The following is a 21,858-nucleotide window of genomic DNA, read 5'->3' on the forward strand; positions in this document are numbered from 1 at the left end:
GTGAGAGCGCGGCAGTGAGACTGTGGGGGATAAGCTCCATGGTCGAGAGGGAAACAGCCCAGAGCATCGACTAAGGCCCCTAAGCGTACGCTAAGTGGGAAAGGATGTGGAGTCGCACAGACAACCAGGAGGTTGGCTTAGAAGCAGCCACCCTTGAAAGAGTGCGTAATAGCTCACTGGTCTAGTGATTCCGCGCCGACAATGTAGCGGGGCTCAAGCGTACCGCCGAAGTCGTGTCATTCACACAATAGCCCCAACGGGTGTGTGGATGGGTAGGGGAGCGTCGTCTGCCGGGTGAAGCAGCCGTGTAAGCGAGTTGTGGACGGTTGACGAGTGAGAATGCAGGCATGAGTAGCGATTCACACGTGAGAAACGTGTGCGCCGATTGACTAAGGGTTCCTGGGTCAAGCTGATCTGCCCAGGGTAAGTCGGGACCTAAGGCGAGGCCGACAGGCGTAGTCGATGGATAACCGGTTGATATTCCGGTACCCGCTGTGAAGCGTCAAACATCGAGCATCGTGATGCTAAGGCCGTGAAGCCGCCCCTGATCTCTTCGGAGTGAGGGGGAGTGGTGGAGCCGCTGAACCAAGCGGTTAGTAGGTGAGTGATGGGGTGACGCAGGAAGGTAGTCCAGCCCGGGCGGTGGTTGTCCCGGGGTAAGGGTGTAGGCCGTGCGGTAGGTAAATCCGTCGCACACAGGGCTGAGACCTGATGCCGAGCCGATTGTGGTGAAGTGGATGATCCTATGCTGTCGAGAAAAGCCTCTAGCGAGTTTCATGGCGGCCCGTACCCTAAACCGACTCAGGTGGTCAGGTAGAGAATACCGAGGCGTTCGGGTGAACTATGGTTAAGGAACTCGGCAAAATGCCCCCGTAACTTCGGGAGAAGGGGGGCCACATCTGGTGATGAGCTTCGCGCTCTGAGCTGGGGGTGGCCGCAGAGACCAGCGAGAAGCGACTGTTTACTAAAAACACAGGTCCGTGCGAAGCCGTAAGGCGATGTATACGGACTGACGCCTGCCCGGTGCTGGAACGTTAAGGGGACCGGTTAGCTCCATTTCGGTGGGGCGAAGCTGAGAACTTAAGCGCCAGTAAACGGCGGTGGTAACTATAACCATCCTAAGGTAGCGAAATTCCTTGTCGGGTAAGTTCCGACCTGCACGAATGGCGTAACGACTTCTCGACTGTCTCAACCATAGGCCCGGTGAAATTGCACTACGAGTAAAGATGCTCGTTTCGCGCAGCAGGACGGAAAGACCCCGGGACCTTTACTACAGTTTGATATTGGTGTTCGGTTCGGCTTGTGTAGGATAGCTGGGAGACTGTGAAGCGCTAACGCCAGTTAGTGTGGAGTCGTCGTTGAAATACCAGTCTGGTCGTGCTGGATGTCTAACCTGGGTCCGTGATCCGGATCAGGGACAGTGTCTGATGGGTAGTTTAACTGGGGCGGTTGCCTCCTAAAGGGTAACGGAGGCGCCCAAAGGTTCCCTCAGCCTGGTTGGCAATCAGGTGTTGAGTGTAAGTGCACAAGGGAGCTTGACTGTGAGACCGACGGGTCGAGCAGGGACGAAAGTCGGGACTAGTGATCCGGCGGTGGCTTGTGGAAGCGCCGTCGCTCAACGGATAAAAGGTACCCCGGGGATAACAGGCTGATCTTCCCCAAGAGTCCATATCGACGGGATGGTTTGGCACCTCGATGTCGGCTCGTCGCATCCTGGGGCTGGAGTCGGTCCCAAGGGTTGGGCTGTTCGCCCATTAAAGCGGTACGCGAGCTGGGTTTAGAACGTCGTGAGACAGTTCGGTCCCTATCCGCTGTGCGCGTAGGAGTCTTGAGAAGGGCTGTCCCTAGTACGAGAGGACCGGGACGGACGAACCTCTGGTGTGCCAGTTGTTCTGCCAAGGGCATGGCTGGTTGGCTACGTTCGGGAGGGATAACCGCTGAAAGCATCTAAGCGGGAAGCCTGCTTCGAGATGAGGACTCCCACCCACTTGATGGGGTAAGGCTCCCAGTAGACGACTGGGTTGATAGGCCGGATATGGAAGCACGGTAACGTGTGGAGTTGACCGGTACTAATAGGCCGAGGGCTTGTCCTCAGTTGCTCGCGTCCACTGTGTTAGTTCTGAGACAACGAACAGTTGTCGGCTTTGAGTAGAACAAACAATTGAAGAGTGTGCTTGTTCGCTCGAAACCATTAGGGTTTCGGTGGTTATAGCGTAGGGGAAACGCCCGGTTACATTCCGAACCCGGAAGCTAAGCCTTACAGCGCCGATGGTACTGCAGGGGGGACCCTGTGGGAGAGTAGGACGCCGCCGAACAATCTTTGGAAGGACCCCTGGTCACCAGCGTTCAGCTGGGACCAGGGGTCCTTTTTGTTTTTGCACTGCGCGCTGGGCACCCGGCTGCGCGAGAATGACTTTGCGGTACCGAAGACAGGAGTCACCATGTCCACCAACTCTCCCGACGACCGACCGGAGCGCGACCAGCGGCGACGGGAGGGGGACCGGAGCGACCGCGGCGGTCAGCGCGGGGACCGTGGCGACCGTGGCGGCTTCCGCCGCAGCGACCGAGGTGAGCGGAGCGACCGCGGTGAGCGTGGTGGCTTCCGGCGTGATGACAACCGTGGTGGTGGCGGCCGGCGTGACGACCGCGACCGAGGACCGCGCAGGGACGACCGTGACCGGGGCGGCTTCCGGCGGGACGACCGCGGTGACCGTCCCTCCTTCCGGCGGGATGACCGAGGAGAGCGACGGGACGACCGGGACCGTGGCGGGTTCCGCCGCGACGACAACCGTGGCGGTGGCTACGGCCGCCGTGACGACAGCCGGCGCGATGACCGACGGGGCGATGACCGCGGGCAGCGCGGTGGCTTCCGACGGGATGACCGTCGGGACGACAGGCGCGATGACCGCCGTGACGACAGGCGCGAGGGCGACCGAGGAGGGTTCCCCCGGCGTGACGACCGTGCCCCGGAGCGCCGCGACAACCGGGACCGTAATTTCCGTGGCGACGACCGGGACCGCGGGCCTCGGGGCGACGACCGCGACCGTGGCTTCCGGCGCGACGACCGGGACCGTGGCTTCCGTGGGGACGACCGTGACCGCGGTTTCCGGCGTGACGACCGGGACCGTGGCCCCCGCGGCGACGACCGCGACCGTGGCTTCCGGCGTGACGACCGCGGTGGCTTCCGCGGCCGTGACGAGCGCCGTGACGACCGTCGCGGGGACGACCGCGGGGAGCGCGGCGGTTTCCGGCGCGACGACGCCCCTCGGGGCGGGCGTGGCGGATTCCGCCGGGACGACGGTCCTCGGAGCGAGCGTGGCGAGTTCAGGCGAGACGACAGCCGTGACACCCGCGGCGACCGCGGTGGTTTCCGTGGGCGGGACGACCGTGGGCGTGGCCCGCGGCGTGATGATCGCGGTGGGCGGCCCGGGGGCTTCCGGGGTCGTGATGACCGGCGCGACGACCGTCGGGACGACCGGCGTGGCGGCGGCCGGTTCCGTGAGGAGCGGGAGCGGGACAGGGAGCCGATCAAGCGGCTGCCGATCCCCGAGGACGTCACGGGCGAGGAGATCGACAAGGACGTACGGCAGGAGCTCCAGAGCCTGCCGAAGACGCTCGCGGACGATGTCGCGAAGAACCTGGTGATGGTCGCGCGGCTCCTCGACGAGGACCCCGAGGGCGCGTACGGCTACTCCAGGGTGGCGCTGCGGCTGGCGTCGCGGGTCGCCGCCGTGCGGGAGGCCGCCGGGTTCGCCGCGTATGCCACTCAGAAGTACGGCGAGGCGCTGGCCGAGTTCCGGGCCGCCAAGCGGATGACGGGGAACATCGACCTGTGGCCTGTCATGGCCGACTGCGAGCGCGGGCTCGGACGGCCGGAGAAGGCGCTGGACATGGCCGGGGCGCCCGAGGTGCACAAGCTCGACAAGGCCGGACAGGTCGAGATGCGGCTCGTCGCGGCCGGTGCGCGGCGGGACATGGGGCAGCTGGACGCGGCCATCGTGACGCTGCAGAGCCCGGAGCTGGCCTCCAACTCCGTGCAGCCGTGGACCGCTCGCCTGCGGTACGCCTACGCCGACGCACTGCTGGAGGCCGGGCGGGAGAGCGAGGCGCGGGAGTGGTTCGCGAAGGCCGTGGAGGCCGACCGGGACGGCAGCACGGACGCCTCGGACCGGCTCGCCGAGCTGGACGGGGTGGAGTTCGTGGACGCCCTGGCCGAGGACGAGGACCAGGGTGAGGGCGGCGACACCGCCGAGGAGGAGAAGGACTGACATCGCGCGGAGGGGGCGGGTCCCGGTCGGGATCCGCCCCCTTCGTGTGTCGGAAACAGCGCGTCAGAGGTCCAGCGCGCGCAGTACCAGGCCCGAGGCAGGCTTCGGGCCGAACGACGTCGACTTGCGCGGCATGGTGACGCCCTGCCGGGCCAGGTCGCGGACGACCTCCTCGCGGACCGGGTGCATCAGGACGGCCGTACCGCCGTCGCGTTCCGCCTTCGCGACCGTGGCGGCCGTGTCGTGGATGTAGGAGATGTGGGCGGGGGAGTCCTCGGGGATGCGCCAGACGTGGTCGAGGAGCGTGGCGTGCAGGACCGTCGCGTCGAGGGTGCGCCAGGCGGTGGGGCGGTCGGCGGGGACCGTGCGGGCCAGGAGGTCCGGGTCCGGTCGGTCGACGAGGTGGAAGGCGCCGTCGCCGGCGAGCAGGAACGCGTTGCCCGCGCAGGCCGCGTCCGCGAGCGTCGCCAGGGCTTCGGGCAGGGGGACTTCGAGGCGGCGCACGCGGAAGTGGCCGTCCAGGGCGGCTACGGCGTCGCCGACCGGCAGGTCGTGGAGGAGGCGGTGGATGGCGCGGACGCGGAGGGGGTAGCGGGCCGTGTCGACCAGGAGGACCAGGCCGTGGTCCCACGGGCTGGGGGAGGGGTGCTCCGTGCGGAGGCGGCGGTAGGTCGCCCAGCGGTGGTGGCCGTCGGCGATGAGGGCTTGGTGACGGGCCAGGCCGCTCTGGATCGTCGTCAGGTCGGCGGGGGCGGTGACCGACCACAGGCGGTGGCTGAAGCCGTCCTCCGTGGTGGTCGCGAGGAGCGGTGGCTGCTCGGCGGTGCGCTCGATCAGGTCCGCCGTGGCGGTCGTCGAGTCGTCGCCGCGGTAGGTCAGCAGGAGGGGTTCGAGATTCGCGGAGGTGGCCCGCATCAGGGCCGCGCGGTCGGCGACGATGTGCGGCATGACGTCCTCGTGCGGCAGCACCACCTGCTCGGCCGGGTCCGAGACGCGCAGGGCGCCGATGATGCCGCGTTGCAGCATGCCGTTGCCGTCCCGCTGCTCGTAGACGTACAGGCCGGGATCCGGGTCGGTGGTCAGGACGCCCTCGGACAGCCAGCGGCGCAAAGTCTGCGCGGCCTGGTCGTTGCGGGCGCTGGGAGTGGCGGCCTGGGGGAGGATCAGGCGGACGATGTTGTGCGGGTCGGCGGACTGGAGATGGTGCACTCCGTCGGGGCGGACGACGACGTCGTACGGCGGGGACGTCACTGCGGCCAGGCTGCCGACCCGGTCGGGGTCGTAGCGAAGGCCTCGGAACGGGGTGAGTTCCAGGCCTCGGCGCTCCGTTGCTTCCGAGTGACCTGCTGTGTTCATCCCGGCATCGTACGGCTGTCAGTGGCATGGGGGATGATCGGGGGAAAGCCGTCGAACGAGGAGCGATGCGGGATGAGCCGGAGCGTCAGGACGAGGCCCGAGGGCAGTGGGCAGGCCCTGAACGAGGCGTACGACACGGCGCTGCTCGACCTGGACGGTGTCGTGTACGCGGGCGGGAGCGCGATCGCGTACGCCGTGGAGTCGCTGGCCACGGCGCGGACGGGCGGGATGCGTCTGGCGTACGTCACCAACAACGCGCTGCGGACTCCGGACACCGTGGCCGAGCATCTGACCGAGCTGGGCATACCGACGGGCGCGGACGACGTCATCACCTCGGCGCAGGCGGTCGCGCGGCTGATCAGCGAGCAGGTGCCGCAGGGCGCTCGCGTGCTGGTGATCGGCGGTGAGGGGCTCCGGGTGGCGCTGCGCGAGCGCGGGCTGGTGCCCGTGGAGTCGGCGGACGACGATCCGGTGGCGGTGGTGCAGGGGTACGGCGGTCCCGAGCTGCCGTGGGGGCGCTTCGCGGAGGCCAGTTACGCCGTCGCGCGCGGTGTGCCCTGGTTCGCCTCGAACACCGACCTGACGATTCCGAGCGGGCGTGGTATCGCACCGGGCAACGGCGCGGCGGTGGAGGTGGTGCGGATCGCCACGGGCGCCGAGCCGCAGGTCGCGGGCAAGCCGCTGCCGCCGATGCACCGGGAGACCATCCTGCGGACCGGGGCGGAGCGGCCGCTGGTGGTGGGCGACCGGCTGGACACAGACATCGAGGGCGCGTTCAACGGGGAGGTCGACTCGCTGCTCGTCCTGACCGGGGTGACCGACGGCGCTCAGCTGCTGGCGGCGCCGCCGCAGCACCGGCCGACGTATGTGGACGCCGATCTGCGCGGGATGCTCAGCGGCCAGCCTGATGTCGTGGAGGCGGGCGACGGCGGCTTCCGGTGCGGTGACTGGACGGCGACGGCCGGTGCGGACCGGCTGGAGCTCGACGGGGACGGTGAGGCGCTGGACGGGCTGCGCGCGTTGTGTGCCGCGGCGTGGACGGCCGCCGGTGCGGGGGTCTGCGAGCTGGACGGAGGGAAGTCGCTGGCGAGGCTGGGGCTTTGACTGCCGGTTGGATCCTTGGTTCGCGGGCACGCTCCGGTCGGGCGCCCGTGGCGGCGGCAGGGCTCGGGATCGAGATCGAATGGCAGGGTAGGCTAACCTAACCTGCGTGTTGGTCGAGAGTCCCCCCGAACAGCGCGCGGAGACCGCCCCCGCGCCCCCGGCCCGACGGGCGATACGTGCCTTTGGGCTCGTCCTGGCCGTCGCGATCCTGGTGCTCGTCGCGCTGGCGAGTATCGCGATCGGAGCGAAAGAACTGTCCCTCGGGCAGGTCTGGCACGGCTTGTTCGAGGACTCGGGGACGTACGGCGACGTCGTCGTCGCGGAGCGGCTGTCGCGGACCGTGCTCGGGCTGCTGGCCGGAGCAGCCCTCGGTCTGGCCGGAGCGGTTCTCCAGGCGCTCACGCGCAACCCGCTGGCCGACCCCGGGCTGCTCGGCATCAACGCGGGCGCGTCCGCCGCGGTCGTCACGGCCATCACGTACCTCGGGATCACCTCGCTCAGCGGCTACGTCTGGTTCGCGTTCCTCGGCGCGGCCGCGGTCGGGGCGCTGGTGTGGTTCCTGGGCGGCAGCCGGGGCGCGACGCCGGTGCGGCTCGCGCTCGCCGGTACGGCGCTCAGCGCCGCGCTCTACGGCTACCTGCAGGCCGTGATGATCATGGACGACGCGGCGCTCGGCAAGATGCGGTTCTGGACGGTCGGTTCACTGTCCTCGGCGAGCGACTCGATCATCAGGCAGGTCCTGCCGTTCCTGCTGGCCGGCATGGTCCTGGCGCTGGCGCTGTCCCGGCCGCTCAACGCCATGGCCATGGGCGACGACACCGCCAAGGCGCTCGGCGCCAACCTGAACCGGACGCGGGCGCTGTCCATGCTGGCGGCGACCGTGCTGTGCGGGGCGGCGACCGCGGCCTGCGGGCCGATCGTGTTCGTCGGGCTGATGGTGCCGCACGTCGTGCGTTCCTTCACCGGGCCCGACCTGCGCTGGATCCTGCCGTACGCGGCGATCCTGTCGCCGGTGCTGCTGCTCGGCGCCGACGTCGTCGGCCGGATCGTGGCCCGGCCCGCGGAACTGCAGGTGGGCATCGTCACCGCGATCCTCGGCGGGCCGGTGTTCATCTATCTCGTACGACGGCGGAGGACGGCGCAGCTGTGAAGACCACCAACCGTGCTGTGAGGACCCCGGGCGGGCTCTCCGTGCGCCTGGACGTGCGGGCCTTCACCGTCGTGCTCCTGCTGCTGGTCGCGGCGCTCACGGCGAGTGTCGTGCTCATCGGCACCGGCGACTTCCCGATCCCGGCCGCCGACGTGCTGCGGACGCTGTTCGGCGAGGGCAACGCCGGCCAGGAGTTCATCGTCAACGAACTGCGGCTGCCGCGGGTCCTGGTCGGGCTGCTGGTCGGCGCCTCGCTCGGGCTCGGGGGCGCGCTGTTCCAGTCCATCTCCCGCAATCCGCTGGGCAGTCCGGACGTGCTGGGCCTCGGGCAGGGGGCGACGGCCGGAGCGCTCACGGTGATCGTGCTGTTCTCCGGGAGCGCGAACCAGGTCGCCGCCGGCGCGCTGGTGGGCGGCCTGGTGACCGGCCTGGCCATCTATGTGCTCGCCTGGAAGCGGGGCGTGCACGGATACCGGCTGGTGCTGGTCGGTATCGGTGTCTCCGCGATCGTCACGGCGGTCAACGGCTATCTGCTCACCAAGTCCGACATCGTGGACGCGGCCCGCGCGGTCGTGTGGATGACCGGATCCCTCGACGGCCGTGACTGGGCCCAGGTGTGGCCGCTGCTCGGGCTGTGCGCCGTGCTCGTGCCGCTCGTCCTGAGCAACGCGCGCGGGCTGCGGATGATGGAGATGGGTGACGACGTGTCGTACGCCCTCGGGGTGCGGGTGGAGCGCGTACGGCTGCTGCTGATGGTGGCGGCCGTGTTGCTGACAGCGTCGGCGACCGCCGCTGCCGGTCCCGTCAGCTTCGTCGCGCTCACCGCGCCGCAGCTGGCCCGGCGCCTGACCCGTGCGCCGGGCCCGAACCTGCTGGCCTCCCTGTGCATGGGCGCCGCCCTGCTGGTCATCGCCGACTGGCTCTCGCAGCGGGCGTTCGGCGCCGAGCAGTTGCCCGTGGGTGTGGTCACCGGCGTGCTCGGCGGTGTCTATCTGCTGTGGCTGCTGGTCACCGAGCGCAAGGCGGGCCGGATATGAGCAAGAACCGAAGGAGCACCGTGAACCGTCTGTCCGCCGAGAACGTCACCCTCGCCTACGACCAGCGGGTGATCGCCGAGCAACTGTCGGTGGAGATACCCGACAACTCCTTCACCGTGATCGTCGGCCCCAACGCGTGCGGCAAGTCGACGCTCCTGCGGGCGCTGTCGCGGATGCTCAAGCCCAGTGCGGGCCGGGTGCTGCTCGACGGTCGGACCATCCAGTCGATGCCCGCGAAGAAGGTCGCGCGGACGCTCGGTCTGCTGCCCCAGTCGTCCATCGCGCCCGACGGCATCACCGTCGGCGATCTGGTGGGCCGCGGCCGCTACCCGCACCAGGGGATCCTGCGCCAGTGGTCGACCGAGGACGAGCGGGTCGTCCAGGAGTCGATGCGGCAGACCGGCGTCGCCGAGCTGGCCGAGCGCTACGTCGACGAGCTGTCGGGCGGTCAGCGCCAGCGCGTGTGGATCGCCATGGCACTCGCCCAGCAGACGCCGTTGCTGCTGCTCGACGAACCGACGACGTACCTGGACATCCAGCACCAGATCGACGTGCTGGACCTGTGCGCGGAGCTGCACGAGGAGCAGGGGCGCACGCTCGTCGCCGTGCTCCACGACCTGAACCACGCCGCCCGCTACGCCACGCACCTCATCGCCCTGCGCGAGGGCCGGGTCATCGCCGAGGGCACGCCGAAGGACATCGTCACGGCCGACCTGGTGGAGGAGGTCTTCGGACTGCGCTGCCAGGTCATCGACGACCCGGAGACGGGCACGCCCCTGGTCGTGCCGGCGGCGCGCAAGGCACGCGCCGGGGCCCCGGCAGGGAACGGGGCCGGGCAGGCGGTCGCTACAGAAGCTTCCTGAGCTGCAGCAGGTCGCGCACACCCGCGTGCAGTTTCACCCGGCCCGAGCCCCAGGCCTTGGCGAAGCTCAGCTCGCCGTCGACCAGGGCGACCAGGTCGTCGCCCGTCATGGCGAGCCTGATCTCGGCCCTGTCCGGCGGCGGTCCCTGCACGGTGTCGTGCACCTCGATCCGCCCGCCGCGCATGCGGCCGACGAAGGTGACGTCCAGGTCCGTGATGTGGCAGCTCACCGAACGGTCCAGGGCCGCCGCGTCGCGGACGTCCCCTTCGGCGCGCTGCATGTTGTCGGAGAGCTTGTCGAGTGCGCTGCGGCACTCCTCGATCGTGGCCATCGCGGTCGACGGTACCGCAGCGGTTCGCGGTAGCGTCGGGGCATGGAAGACGCAGTTCCCGAAACGCCGGCGGCGGAGGAAGAGCCCGCTCCCGCGCCGGAGCCCGAGCCGGCGCCGGAACCGGAGGACGACCCCGCCGCCCCCGCCCCGCTGGACGTGCCCCGCACCCCCACGGGCAACGCCGACGTGGACGCGGCCCTGGACCGGCTCGGTGACGCGGACCACCTCGCCACGGACGGACACGTCGAGGTGTACGAGGATGTACACCGGGGGCTGCGCGACGCGCTCACCGCGCTCGACGCCCGCCCGGGACCTCCGGTGCCCCCGCGGCCGTACGAACACAGGAGCTGAACACACCGTGGCAGGAGTCGCTCGCCGCCGTCTCGACGCGGAGCTGGTCCGCCGGAAGCTCGCGCGCTCGCGTGAGCATGCCGGCCAGCTGATCGCCGCCGGGCGGGTCTCCGTCGGCAAGACCGTCGCGACCAAACCCGCCACGCAGGTGGAGACCGCGGCCGCGATCGTCGTCGCGGCCGACGACAACGACCCCGACTACGTGTCGCGCGGCGGCCACAAGCTCGCCGGCGCGTTGGCGGCGTTCATGCCGCAGGGCCTGGTCGTCGATGGGCGCAGGGCGCTCGACGCCGGCGCGTCCACCGGCGGTTTCACCGATGTCCTGCTGCGGGCGGGCGCCGCCCATGTCGTCGCCGTGGACGTCGGATACGGACAACTCGCCTGGTCTCTTCAGAACGATGAACGCGTCACCGTCAAGGACCGTACGAACGTACGCGAATTGACACTTGAAGAGATAGATGGGGAGCCTGTGGATCTTGTCGTGGGGGATCTGTCCTTCATCCCGCTCGGGCTGGTCCTGCCCGCCCTGGTGCGGTGCGTGAAGCCGGACGCGGACCTGGTGATGATGGTCAAGCCGCAGTTCGAGGTGGGGAAGGAGCGGCTGGGCAGCGGGGGAGTCGTGCGCAGCACCCAGCTGCGGGCCGAAGCGGTGGCGGGGGTGGCCCAGAAGGCCTGGGGACTGGGGCTCGGGGTGAAGGGCGTGACGGCCAGTCCGCTGCCCGGGCCTTCGGGGAATGTCGAATACTTTCTGTGGCTGCGGGCCGGGGCACCGGAACTGGACCCGGCCGATGTCGACCGTGCAGTGGCGGAGGGGCCGCGTTGACCGAGAACCGAGCTCGTACTGTTTTCCTGCTCGCCCACACCGGGCGGCCCGCCGCCGTGCGCAGTGCCGAGCTCGTGGTGAAGGGACTGCTGCGCTCCAGGCTGGGCGTGCGCGTCCTGGAGGCCGAGGCGCGTGACCTGCCGCTGCCGGACGAGGTGGAGCTGGTCAAGGAGGCCACTCCGCAGTGCCTCGACGGGTGTGAGCTGCTCATCGTGCTGGGCGGTGACGGCACGCTGCTGCGCGGTGCCGAGTTCGCCCGGGCGTCGGGCGTGCCGATGCTCGGCGTCAACCTCGGGCGGGTCGGGTTCCTCGCGGAGGCCGAGCGGGACGACCTCGACAAGGTCGTCGACCGGGTGGTGACCAAGGCGTACGAGGTCGAGGAGCGGATGACCGTCGACGTCGTGGTGCACCGCAACGGGGACATCGTGCACACGGACTGGGCGCTGAACGAGGCGGCCGTGCAGAAGGTGTCCGCCGAGCGGATGCTGGAGGTCGTCCTGGAGATCGACGGGCGGCCGGTGACGGGGTTCGGCTGTGACGGGATCGTGTGCGCCACGCCCACGGGGTCGACGGCGTACGCGTTCTCCGCGGGTGGGCCGGTGGTGTGGCCGGAGGTCGAGGCGTTGTTGATGGTGCCGATCAGCGCGCACGCGTTGTTCGCGAAGCCGTTGGTGACATCGCCGGATTCTGTGTTGGCTGTGGAGGTTCTGCCACACATTCCGCCGGGGGTGCTGTGGTGTGACGGGCGGCGGACCGTGGAGTTGCCGCCCGGGGCGCGGGTGGAGGTGCGGCGGGGGGCTGTGCCGGTGCGGCTGGCCCGGCTGCATCATGCGTCGTTCACGGACCGGCTGGTGGCCAAGTTCGCGCTGCCCGTTTCCGGGTGGCGGGGGGCTCCTCACTAGCGGTTTGTGGGGGGTGGTTGCTCGTCGTCGGCGGGTGCGGGTTCGTTGTGGCTGGTAGCGCAGTTCCCCGCGCCCCTGAAAGAAGGGCGTTGCCACTCTCGTGGGTGACAAGACCGGGCCAGTCGCAATCCCTGGCCCGGACCTCGTAAGGTCGTGTCCGTGTTGGAGGAGATGCGGATACGGTCGCTCGGTGTGATCGACGACGCCGTTGTCGAGCTGTCGCCCGGGTTCACCGCGGTCACCGGTGAGACGGGTGCGGGCAAGACCATGGTGGTCACCAGCCTCGGGTTGCTGCTGGGCGGGCGCGCGGACCCGGCGCTCGTGCGGATCGGGGCCGGGAAGGCCGTGGTGGAGGGGCGGATCACCGTCCCGGACGACGCCACGGTCGCCGTACGTGCCGAGGAGGCCGGGGCCGAGCTCGACGACGGGGCTCTGCTGATCAGCCGTACCGTTTCCGCCGAGGGGCGCTCACGGGCGCACCTGGGCGGGCGCAGCGTGCCCGTCGGCGTGCTCGCCGAGCTAGCCGACGAGCTGGTGGCCGTGCACGGGCAGACCGACCAGCAGGGGCTGCTCAAGCTGTCCCGGCAGCGGCAGGCGCTCGACCGGTACGCGGGCGACGCGGTCGCCGTGCCGCTGGCCAAGTACGGCGAGGCGTACAAGCGGCTGCGGGCCGTCTCCGCCGAGCTCGACGAGATCACCACGCGCGCGCGTGAGCGGGCCCAGGAGGCCGACATGCTGCGCTACGGGCTCGACGAGATCGCCGCCGTGGAGCCCCGGGCCGGTGAGGACGTGGAGCTCGCCGAGGAGGCCGAGCGGCTCGGGCACGCCGAGGCCCTGGCGTCCGCCGCCGCGGTCGCGCACGCCGCGCTCGCGGGCAATCCGGAGGACCCGGAGGGCGTCGACGCCGGGACGCTCGTCGCGGGCGCGCAGCGGGCCCTGGACGCCGTACGGTCGCACGACCCGGCGCTGGCCGCGCTCGCCGACCGCATCGGGGAGATCGGGATCCTGCTGCGCGACGCGGCCGGTGACCTGGCCGGGTACGCCGACGACCTGGACGCCGATCCGCTGCGGCTGGCGGCCGTCGAGGAGCGGCGGGCCGCCCTGACCGGGCTGACGCGGAAGTACGGCGAGGACATCGCCGCCGTGCTGGCCTGGGCCGAGCGCAGTGCCGCCCGGCTGACCGAACTCGACGGCGACGACGAGCGGATCGGGGAACTGACCGCCGAGCGGGACGCGCTGCGGGCCGAACTGGGCGGGCTGGCACAGGCGTTGACGGACGCGCGCACGGAGGCCGCCGAGCGGTTCGCCGCGGCCGTGACCGCCGAGCTGGCCTCGCTGGCCATGCCGCACGCGCGGGTGTCCTTCGACATCCGGCAGACCGAGGACCCGGAGGGCGTCGAGGTCGGCGGCCGTCCGGTCGCGTACGGGCCCGCGGGTGCCGACGAGGTCGAGCTGCTGCTCGCCCCGCACCCGGGCGCGCCGCCGCGGCCGATCGCCAAGGGGGCGTCCGGCGGTGAGCTGTCCCGTGTGATGCTGGCCGTGGAGGTCGTGTTCGCGGGGACGGATCCCGTGCCGACGTACCTCTTCGACGAGGTCGACGCCGGTGTCGGTGGCAAGGCGGCGGTCGAGATCGGCCGGCGGCTCGCGCGCCTGGCGAAGACCGCGCAGGTCGTGGTCGTGACCCATCTCCCACAGGTCGCCGCCTTCGCCGACCGGCAGTTGCTGGTCGAGAAGACGAACGACGGGTCGGTCACCCGTTCCGGTGTGAAGGTGCTGGAAGGGGAGGAGCGGGTCCGGGAGCTGTCCCGGATGCTCGCCGGCCAGGAGGACTCGGAGACGGCCCGGGCGCACGCGGAGGAGCTGCTGGCGACGGCCCGGGCGGATCTGTAGCGAAGACGCGGTCGTGTAGTTGACGGGAGACGTGCCGATCTTCACTCGTGTGGGTGACCCGGCCCGGCGCGTCTCCCCGCTGCCGCGCCCCGCTGTCGCGCCGCCGGGCTTCGGGCGTTCCCGGAACTCGCATGTGTCCTGGCATCCTTGGCGGAGGACGCGTGGGAATCCTGCGCGGTGACCGCCCGACCCGAACCAGGAGCCCGGCCACGTGACCCCCGTGAGCAGCCACTCACCGCATGGCCAGTCGCCGTTGCGCACCGTTCAGGTGCTGGGCGGAGGCAATGCGGCCAGCAGTGTGCATGTGCGCTCCCTGACTGCGGGGCTCGTCGCGCGGGGCGTGAAGGTCACGGTGTGCGCCCCCTATGAGGCGGAGCGCGCCTATGACTTCAGCGGTGTCGGGGCCGACCATGTGCATGTGCCGCGCAGCAGTGACCCGGTGTCGGTCGCGGCCCTGCGGGTGGCCTGTGCCGATGCCGATCTGGTGCACGCGCACGGGCTGCACGCCTCGTTCCGCACCGTGCTCGCTCTCAGCGGGCGGCGCGTGCGGACTCCGCTGGTCGTGACGTGGCACGACCGGGCGCACGCCGACGGGGCCCGCGCCCATCTGCTGCGGGTGCTGGAGCGGCGGGTCGTGAAGGCGGCCACCGTGGTGCTGGGGACGACCTCGGCCCTCGTGGACCGGGCGCGGCGGAGCGGCGCGCGGGACGCGCGGCTCGCGGCCGTCGCGCTGCCCGGCCCCCGCAGGTCCGTCGAGCCCGACGATCCCGACCGGCTGCGGCCCAAGGTGCGTGCCGAACTCGGCTCCATCGGACGGCCGTTGCTGATGGCCGTCGGCTCTCTGGAGCGGCACCGGGGGTACGACGTGCTGCTGGACGCCGCGCGCGCGTGGCGCCGGCTCGACCCCGTGCCCCTGGTCGTGATCGCGGGCGAGGGGCCGCTGCGCGGTGAACTCCAGGAGCGGATCGAGGACGAGGGGCTGCCCGTCCGGCTCATCGGGCGGCGCGACGACATCACCGACCTGCTCGCCGCCGCCGACCTCGCCCTGCTGCCGAGCCGGCGGGAGGAGGCGCGCTCCGTCCTCGCCCAGGAGGCCCTCCACACGCGTGTGCCGCTCGTCGCGACCGACGTCGGCGGCATCCCGGAACTCGTCGGCGACGCGGCCGAACTCGTACCGTGCGGTGACGCGGAGGCGCTCGCCGGCACCGTCGTACGCCTGCTCGGCGACCCCGAGCGCCGGGAGCTGCTGAAGGCCAGGGGCGCCCGGCAGGCGGCGACCTGGCCGAGCGAGGACGAGACGGTCGCCCAAGTGCTCAGCGTGTACGACGAGTTGACCCAGCCCCGGCCCCTCGCCTAGGGCCTGACGTTTGTATCAGACCCCGCTCACCGGCGCTGACGAGATGCCGCCGATTCCCTGCGACCTGATCCAAACGACAGGCCCTAGGGGCCGCCCTGGAGCGGACCCTGGGGAACGTGCCTGCGGGCCCGCAGCGCCAGGCTCAGGGCCAGTACCGTCTGCGGGTCGTCGAGGTCCGTGCCCAGCAACTCCCCGATGCGCGCCAGACGGTTGTAGAGCGTCTGCCGGTTGAGGTGGAGCTCCCGGGCCGTCTCCGCCTTGCGTCCCGCGTGGGCGAGGTAGGTCGACAGGGTGGGCAGCAGCGGCGGACGGGAGCGCCGGTCGTGTTCCAGGAGCGGGCCGAGGGCCCGGTCGACGAAGGCGGCCAGGTCCGGATGGTCGCGCAGCCGCCACAGCAGCAGATCGATGTCCAGGCGCCGGGCGTCGTACCAGGGCCGGTCCGGCAGGCCCTGGGCCGCCGTGGCCGTCTCGGCCGCGTGCCGCAGGCCCGACGCCGCGGCCGTCCAGCCTCCGGCCACCCCCACGACCACCACGGGCGGCTGCCCGCCAGGCCGCAGCATCCCGGCCCGGCCGACCCCGGCCCGCAGCGCCGCCGCGACCCGGTCCGCGACCGTCGCCCGCTCAGCCTCCGAGCGCAGCCCCAGCAGCACCAGCACCCGGCTCTCCACCGGCCGCACCCCGAGCAGCACCGGCACGCCCACCGAGGCCAGTTCCTCGGACACCGCCCGGGCGAGCACGGCCCAGCCTCCCCCCGGCGACAGGGCGTCGCCGAGCCGCATGACGACCGGCAGCAGCGGGCCGTCGCCCGGCCGGAAGCCGAGGACGCGCGCCTGCGCCGGGGCGTCCTGAGCCGTGACCCGGCCCTCGGCGAGGTCCGTGAGGAAGTCGCCGCGCCCGCGCGCCGCCAGCTCCTCCTCCTGCCGTGCCTGCATCAGCACCACGGCCAGGATGCCCGCGGCCCGCTCGGCGGCCATCCGGTGCACCGGCGCCAGGGAAGCCCGTACGGGCAGCAGGACGAGCCGCGCGCGGACGCCCCCGCTGCCGGGCCCGCCGCCCGGCACGTCCACCAGGACCGAGCCCGCGAGCGGCGGCTCGTCCTTGTGCTGGCCGCGCAGCCCTTCCCACACCTGGAGCGGGTCCGCGCCCTCGGGACCGGCCCCCGCGGCGTACAGCAACTGCCCGTCCGCCGTCTCCAGGAAGACGGGGTTGCCGCCGAAGTCGGCCAGGATGCCGAGGACCTGGGGCACCCCGCCGCCGCCCAGCAGGGCCTCCGTGCACCGCCGGTGCACCTCCTCCGCCCGCTGGAGCAGCGCGTAGTGGCCATTGACGATCTCGGTGTGGATCTCCTCCGTGACCGTGACGAACGGCACCTCGCGGTGCAGCTGGACGAGCGGCAGCCCGGCCGAACGGGCCGTGTCGACGAGGGCGGCGGGCAGCCGTGTGAAGCGCGGGCCGAGCTCCACGACCAGGGCGGCGATGCCGCGCTCGGCCAGCGTGCGCACGAACGCCCGCTGTTCGGCCGGGCGGGCGCCGAGGCCGTAGCCCGTGGTCAGCAGCAGCTCGCCGCCCTTGAGCAGCGAAGCGATGTGCGGCACCTCACCGGCGTGCACCCAGCGCACGGTCCGCCCCAGCCGGTCGGCCCCCGCCAGCACCTCGGGCAGCCCACTGCGCAGCCCCGGCAGCTCCAGTGCCCGCTGCACCGTGATCCCGGCGCCCCGGGTGTCGAAGCCGCTGTCCGTCCCGCTGTCCATGAGCCGGACGCTACCCGTGCAGCTGCCTCCGGGACATCTGCGGAGGGGCACCGGGACGATCACCTTCCCGAGTCCGCGGCGGATCTCAACGGATTACGACGTGATCGACCGGGTACGGGCGCGGTCATGGACATCAGTGTGGTCGCGGTGGGGCGTGAGGACGACAGCCCGGTCGAGGAGCCGTTGCGGGTGGCGGTGCTCGCCGACCGGCTCGGGTACCGGGAGGTGTGGGCGGGCGAGGGACCGACGTGGGACTCGTTCGTCCTGGCGACGGCGATCGGCGCGGCCACCGAGCAGGCGACGCTGACGGCCGGCCCCGTCCCGGTGTCGGTGCGCGACCCGCTCACCATCGTGCGGGGCGCCGCGTCCACCGCGGCCGTCACCGGCCGGCCCGTCGGCGTGGCCCTGGGCACCTCCAGCAAGCGCGTCGTCGAGGGCGTGCACGGCCGGCCGCGGACCCGGCCCGCCGCCGCCCTCGCGGAGTCGGCGGCGGCCGTGCGCGCGCTGATGGACAGCCGGCCGGGCGAGCCGATCGTGCCCGGCAGCGGTTTCCCGCGCCGTCTCCCGCCGCCGGGAGGCATGGTCACCGTCGCGGCGTTCGGCGAACGCGCGGTCGCCGCGGCCGTCGAGCACGCCGACCGGATGCTGCTCGACATCGTCTCCCCCGAGCAGGTCCGCATGCTGCGGGCCCGGATGCTCGCCGCCGCCGAGCGGGCCGGGCGTACGCCGCCCCGGCTGGCCGCCTGGCTGCCCGCCGCCGTGGATCCGGAGCCCGAGACGCTCACCCAGGTCCTGCGCAGCGTCGTCGGCTATCTCACCGTGCCGGGCTACAGCGACATGTTCGTCGAGGCGGGGTTCGCCGAGGTCGTCGAACTGGCCGCCAAGGGTGCCGACCCCGACACGCTGCTGCGGGCCCTGCCGCCCGAGGCCGCGGAGAGGGTCGCGCTGGTCGGCGATGTCGGTACCGTCCGCGCCCGCATCGACGCCTACGCCGAGGCCGGCCTCGACGAGATCGCCCTGGTCCCGGCCACGGCGGGCGACGTGGCGGGGGAGCGGACGCTCACGGCCCTCAGGCCGGCGTGATGTTGTGGTTGAAGCGGAACACGTTGTCCGGGTCGTAACGCCGCTTCAGCTCCGCCAGCCGCCGGGTGTTCTCCGCGCCCAGTCCCGCGACCACCCGATCGGTGCCCTCGTCACCGATGAAGTTCAGGTAGACGGCACCGGTGCTCCACGGCCGCACGTCGGCGCGCACGTCCCGCACCCACCGCACGCACCGCTCGTCGTCCGCCGGGTCCTCCCAGATGCCGAAGGGATGCACCGCCCAGGGCGCGTCCCGGTAGGGCACCGGATACTCGCCCGGGCCGTCGGCGATCGCCCCGCCCTGCGGGAACAGCACGTGCTGGGTGCCGGTGGGCACCGGCATGGACGCGGCCCGGGCGCAGAAGACGTCCACGAAGTCGTCGGGCGCGCCCGTCAGGTACTCCGCCGACCAGTAGTTCCGCATGCCCGGCGGGTCGTCGATCATGCACTGGACGTCGGCGTACGGCATCGCGCCGACGATCTCGGCCTCGTGCGGCAGGGCCAGCAGGGGCTGGGCGACCTTGCGCATGTCGTCCTCGCCGCCGGCGTACGTCAGCAGCGTGCCGCACACGAGCGTGCCCACGAGGTGCTCGGGCACGAACTCCTCCGGCGGGCCGGTGAAATAGAGGGCGCCACCGCCCGCCTCGTCGGGCCCGTGCGCGATCACCTCGCGGTAGGTGCGCACCACGTCCGGGCCGTGTTCCGGCAGGTACAGCACCAGCGCGATGGAGAACTCGGGCAGTTCGTGCAGCCGCAGCGTCATCGCCGTGGCGACGCCGAAGTTACCGCCGCCGCCGTGCAGGGCCCAGAACAGGTCCGGGTTCTCGTCCGCGTCGGCGTGGACACGGGTGCCGTCGGCGGTGACGAGTTCGACTCCCAGCAGGTTGTCGACGGCGAGCCCGCACCAGCGGTCGAGCCAGCCGGTGCCGCCGCCCAGCACGAAGCCGCCGACGCCGGTGGTGGAGGCACGACCGCCGGTCGTCGCCAGTCCGTACGGCTGGGTGGCCCGGTCCAGGTGGCTCATCGTGGCCCCGCCGGCGACCCGGACCGCCTGGGCCGCCGGATCCACGGTCACCTCGTGCATCCGGCGCAGATCGACCACCACGCCGCCGTCGCTCACGGCCATGCCCGCCACGCTGTGGCCGCCGCCCCGGACCGCGACGGGCAGATCCAGCTCCCTGGCGAACCGCACGGCCCGCACGACGTCGTCCTCGTCGGCGCACTGCGCGAGCACGGCGGGCCGTCGGTCGATCATGGCGTTGAAGACGGCCCGGGCCTCGTCGTAGCCCGGGTCCTCCGGAGCGAACACGTCGCCGGTCAGATCCTCGCGCAGCGCGGTGAGGGCCGCGCCCGCCTTCGAGAGGGAAGCCATGGCCGCCCCCTTCCCAAAAGGGGGAATTGTCCGCTTCAAGCCTAGGCGGCCACGGCCGGTCGGGCCCGTTCAGCCGCCGTAGGCCCCCGAAGCCGTCAGACGCAGCGCCGTGTCGATCAGCGGCACGTGGCTGAACGCCTGCGGGAAGTTGCCGACCTGGCGCTGCAGGCGCGGGTCCCACTCCTCCGCCAGCAGGCCGAGGTCGTTGCGCAGCGACAGCAGCTTCTCGAACAGCTTGCGGGCCTCGTCCACGCGGCCGATCATCGCCAGGTCGTCGGCCATCCAGAACGAGCAGGCCAGGAACGCGCCCTCGTCACCGGGCAGGCCGTCGACACCCTCGTCGCCGCCCGAGGTCGGGTAGCGCAGGATGAAGCCGTCCGGCGTGGACAGCTCCCGCTGGATCGCCTCGATGGTGCCGATGACGCGCTTGTCGTCCGGCGGCAGGAAGCCCATCTGCGGGATCAGCAGCAGCGACGCGTCCAGCTCCTTCGAGCCGTACGACTGCGTGAAGGTGTTGCGTTCCTTGTCGTAGCCCTTCTCGCACACGTCCCGGTGGATGTCGTCGCGCAGCTCCTTCCAGCGCTCCAGCGGGCCGTCCGCGTCGCCGGACTCGATCAGCTTGATCGTGCGGTCGACGGCGACCCAGGCCATCACCTTGGAGTGCACGAAGTGGCGGCGCGGGCCGCGCACCTCCCAGATGCCCTCGTCCGGGTTCTGCCAGTGGTCCTCCAGGTAGCGGATCAGCTTCAGCTGGAGCAGCGAGGCGTAGTCGTTGCGGGCGAGGCCCGTCATGTGGGCCAGGTGCAGGGCCTCGGTGACCTCGCCGTAGACGTCCAGCTGGAGCTGGTGCGCGGCGCCGTTGCCGACCCGGACCGGGGTGGAGTTCTCGTAGCCCGGCAGCCAGTCCAGCTCCGCCTCGCCGAGCTCGCGCTCGCCGGCGATGCCGTACATGATCTGGAGGTTCTCCGGGTCGCCGGCCACGGCCCGCAGCAGCCACTCGCGCCAGGCGCGGGCCTCCTCGCGGTAGCCGGTGCGCAGCAGTGAGGACAGGGTGATCGCCGCGTCCCGCAGCCACGTGTAGCGGTAGTCCCAGTTACGGACGCCACCGATGTCCTCCGGCAGGGACGTGGTCGGCGCGGCGACGATGCCGCCGGTCGGGGCGTACGTCAGGGCCTTCAGCGTGATCAGCGAGCGGACCACCGCCTCCCGGTAGGGGCCGTGGTACGTGCAGTGGTCGACCCACTCGCGCCAGAAGTCCTCCGTCGCCTCCAGCGACTGCTCGGGCTCGGGCAGCGGCGGCGGCTCCTTGTGCGAGGGCTGCCAGGAGATCGTGAACGCGATCCGGTCACCCGGCGCGACGGTGAAGTCCGCGTACGTGGTCAGCGACTTGCCGTAGGTCTCGGCGGATGTGTCGAACCACACGGAGTCGGGGCCCGCCACGGCCACGGTGCGCCCCTCGTGCTTGTGCACCCACGGCACCACCCGCCCGTAGGAGAACCGCATCCGCAGCGCCGAGCGCATCGGCACCCGGCCCGAGACGCCCTCCACGATCCGGATCAGCTGCGGGGCGCCGTCACGCGGCGGCATGAAATCGGTCACCCGGACCGTGCCCCGCTGGGTGTCCCACTCGGACTCCAGGATCAGCGAGTCACCGCGGTAGCTGCGCCGGGCCGCGGTGGGCGGCTGCTGGTCGGAGGCGTACGCCGGGCCGAGCCGCCAGAAGCCGTGCTCCTCGTTGCCCAGCAGGCCGGCGAAGATGGCGTGCGAGTCGAAGCGGGGCAGGCACAGCCAGTCGACTGTGCCGTCCCGGCAGACCAGGGCAGCGGTCTGCATGTCTCCGATGAGTGCGTAGTCTTCGATGCGCCCGGCCACGTGCAACTCCAGTCGAACGGCCACGTCACCCCACGAGGGGGCTGTCGCTAGTGCGGTCAAGGGGGGTTTTCAGCAGTCTTGCAATCCGTCGTTGAGCGATGAAGCAAAACAGGTCGCTCTGCCGTGATGCAAAGTGCCAATTGTTGCTCAACGAACTGACGAGCTCACGTTGTTCCGGTGCTTACGGGCGGGGGTGGTTGCCGTGGGGCCGGGCGGGCTCGGCAGCGAGTGTCCGAGCAGGATACGACGCATGCAGATGATCTGGGTGCCGCTCCGGGCAAGGCGAGTACGCCGAACGAGTGAGCAAGGGGTGAGAGACCGGTGTGGGTTGCCGTCTCCGTGGCGGCGCGT

Annotated in this window: 17 protein-coding genes and 2 rRNA genes (1 of these 19 cut by a window edge); 14 read left to right on the top strand and 5 right to left on the bottom strand. The window is 71.3% G+C overall.

Annotation, left to right across the window (positions count from 1 at the left end; all coding sequences use genetic code 11):
* The 4 genes from SCNRRL3882_RS31940 to SCNRRL3882_RS41375 all read left to right on the top strand — a co-directional run.
* Positions 1-2,093, top strand: a 23S ribosomal RNA gene (locus SCNRRL3882_RS31940); it begins 1,029 nt to the left of the window's first position.
* A 105-nt stretch (positions 2,094-2,198) separates the two neighbouring features.
* A 5S ribosomal RNA gene (rrf, locus tag SCNRRL3882_RS31945) occupies positions 2,199-2,315 on the top strand.
* 226 nt (positions 2,316-2,541) lie between these two features.
* Positions 2,542-3,645, top strand: a complete 1,104-nt coding sequence (locus SCNRRL3882_RS41370) for a hypothetical protein (protein ID WP_202458669.1) — start codon at positions 2,542-2,544, stop codon at positions 3,643-3,645.
* Entirely contained in the window at positions 3,537-4,268 is a 732-nt protein-coding gene (locus SCNRRL3882_RS41375; RefSeq protein ID WP_029181600.1) for a tetratricopeptide repeat protein, read from the top strand. The genes SCNRRL3882_RS41370 and SCNRRL3882_RS41375 overlap by 109 nt, the downstream gene beginning before the upstream one ends.
* Positions 4,269-4,331: 63 nt before the next feature.
* Here the strand turns inward: SCNRRL3882_RS41375 and SCNRRL3882_RS31955 are convergent, their stop codons facing one another.
* On the bottom strand, positions 4,332-5,624 hold the full coding sequence (locus SCNRRL3882_RS31955) for a DUF1015 domain-containing protein (protein ID WP_029181601.1): 1,293 nt from the start codon (positions 5,622-5,624) through the stop codon (positions 4,332-4,334).
* Between the two features lie 72 nt (positions 5,625-5,696).
* On the opposite strand from SCNRRL3882_RS31955, the gene SCNRRL3882_RS31960 reads away from it, so the two are divergent.
* The 4 genes from SCNRRL3882_RS31960 to SCNRRL3882_RS31975 all read left to right on the top strand — a co-directional run bounded on the left by SCNRRL3882_RS31960 (position 5,697) and on the right by SCNRRL3882_RS31975 (position 9,778).
* On the top strand, positions 5,697-6,728 hold the full coding sequence (locus tag SCNRRL3882_RS31960) for an HAD hydrolase-like protein (protein WP_010046009.1): 1,032 nt from the start codon (positions 5,697-5,699) through the stop codon (positions 6,726-6,728).
* A gap of 106 nt (positions 6,729-6,834) precedes the next feature.
* Positions 6,835-7,878, top strand: coding sequence for a FecCD family ABC transporter permease (locus tag SCNRRL3882_RS31965; RefSeq protein WP_029181602.1), 1,044 nt, complete (start codon positions 6,835-6,837; stop codon positions 7,876-7,878).
* Complete coding sequence (locus SCNRRL3882_RS31970; RefSeq protein ID WP_010046013.1) at positions 7,875-8,915, top strand: FecCD family ABC transporter permease; 1,041 nt, start codon at positions 7,875-7,877, stop codon at positions 8,913-8,915. Before SCNRRL3882_RS31965 ends, SCNRRL3882_RS31970 begins: the two co-directional genes overlap by 4 nt.
* Positions 8,912-9,778, top strand: a complete 867-nt coding sequence (locus tag SCNRRL3882_RS31975) for an ABC transporter ATP-binding protein (RefSeq protein WP_078602949.1) — start codon at positions 8,912-8,914, stop codon at positions 9,776-9,778. Before SCNRRL3882_RS31970 ends, SCNRRL3882_RS31975 begins: the two co-directional genes overlap by 4 nt.
* Here the strand turns inward: SCNRRL3882_RS31975 and SCNRRL3882_RS31980 are convergent.
* Positions 9,762-10,109, bottom strand: a complete 348-nt coding sequence (locus SCNRRL3882_RS31980) for a sterol-binding protein (RefSeq protein ID WP_010046015.1) — start codon at positions 10,107-10,109, stop codon at positions 9,762-9,764. The genes SCNRRL3882_RS31975 and SCNRRL3882_RS31980 overlap by 17 nt on opposite strands.
* A gap of 42 nt (positions 10,110-10,151) precedes the next feature.
* Here SCNRRL3882_RS31980 and SCNRRL3882_RS31985 point away from each other — a divergent pair, with 42 nt between their 5' ends.
* The 5 genes from SCNRRL3882_RS31985 to SCNRRL3882_RS32005 all read left to right on the top strand — a co-directional run bounded on the left by SCNRRL3882_RS31985 (position 10,152) and on the right by SCNRRL3882_RS32005 (position 15,432).
* Complete coding sequence (locus SCNRRL3882_RS31985; RefSeq protein ID WP_010046016.1) at positions 10,152-10,460, top strand: hypothetical protein; 309 nt, start codon at positions 10,152-10,154, stop codon at positions 10,458-10,460.
* Positions 10,461-10,467: 7 nt separating this feature from the next.
* The gene (locus SCNRRL3882_RS31990) at positions 10,468-11,283 is read left to right on the top strand and encodes a TlyA family RNA methyltransferase (protein WP_010046018.1); all 816 of its coding nucleotides are present in this window, start codon (positions 10,468-10,470) and stop codon (positions 11,281-11,283) included.
* Entirely contained in the window at positions 11,280-12,185 is a 906-nt protein-coding gene (locus tag SCNRRL3882_RS31995; RefSeq protein ID WP_029181603.1) for an NAD kinase, read from the top strand. The genes SCNRRL3882_RS31990 and SCNRRL3882_RS31995 overlap by 4 nt, the downstream gene beginning before the upstream one ends.
* A 171-nt stretch (positions 12,186-12,356) precedes the next feature.
* On the top strand, positions 12,357-14,075 hold the full coding sequence (recN, locus tag SCNRRL3882_RS32000; protein WP_029181604.1) for a DNA repair protein RecN: 1,719 nt from the start codon (positions 12,357-12,359) through the stop codon (positions 14,073-14,075).
* 211 nt (positions 14,076-14,286) lie between these two features.
* The gene (locus tag SCNRRL3882_RS32005) at positions 14,287-15,432 is read left to right on the top strand and encodes a glycosyltransferase family 4 protein (protein ID WP_029181605.1); all 1,146 of its coding nucleotides are present in this window, start codon (positions 14,287-14,289) and stop codon (positions 15,430-15,432) included.
* Between the two features lie 83 nt (positions 15,433-15,515).
* Here the strand turns inward: SCNRRL3882_RS32005 and SCNRRL3882_RS32010 are convergent, their stop codons facing one another.
* The gene (locus SCNRRL3882_RS32010) at positions 15,516-17,183 is read right to left on the bottom strand and encodes a PucR family transcriptional regulator (protein ID WP_010046027.1); all 1,668 of its coding nucleotides are present in this window, start codon (positions 17,181-17,183) and stop codon (positions 15,516-15,518) included.
* 126 nt (positions 17,184-17,309) lie between these two features.
* Here SCNRRL3882_RS32010 and SCNRRL3882_RS32015 point away from each other — a divergent pair, with 126 nt between their 5' ends.
* Positions 17,310-18,266, top strand: a complete 957-nt coding sequence (locus SCNRRL3882_RS32015; RefSeq protein ID WP_010046029.1) for an LLM class F420-dependent oxidoreductase — start codon at positions 17,310-17,312, stop codon at positions 18,264-18,266.
* Here the strand turns inward: SCNRRL3882_RS32015 and SCNRRL3882_RS32020 are convergent.
* Together SCNRRL3882_RS32020 and SCNRRL3882_RS32025 are read right to left on the bottom strand one after the other, a co-directional pair.
* Positions 18,253-19,635 carry an FAD-binding oxidoreductase gene (locus SCNRRL3882_RS32020; protein ID WP_010046030.1) on the bottom strand — a complete coding sequence of 461 codons (1,383 nt, stop codon included), beginning with the start codon at positions 19,633-19,635 and terminating at the stop codon, positions 18,253-18,255. The two genes, SCNRRL3882_RS32015 and SCNRRL3882_RS32020, sit on opposite strands and share 14 nt — an antisense overlap.
* A gap of 69 nt (positions 19,636-19,704) precedes the next feature.
* On the bottom strand, positions 19,705-21,507 hold the full coding sequence (locus SCNRRL3882_RS32025) for a glycoside hydrolase family 15 protein (RefSeq protein ID WP_010046031.1): 1,803 nt from the start codon (positions 21,505-21,507) through the stop codon (positions 19,705-19,707).
* Between the last annotated feature and the right edge of the window lie 351 nt (positions 21,508-21,858).

This window comes from Streptomyces chartreusis NRRL 3882 (assembly GCF_900236475.1).
Classification (GTDB): Bacteria; Actinomycetota; Actinomycetes; order Streptomycetales; family Streptomycetaceae; genus Streptomyces; species Streptomyces chartreusis_D.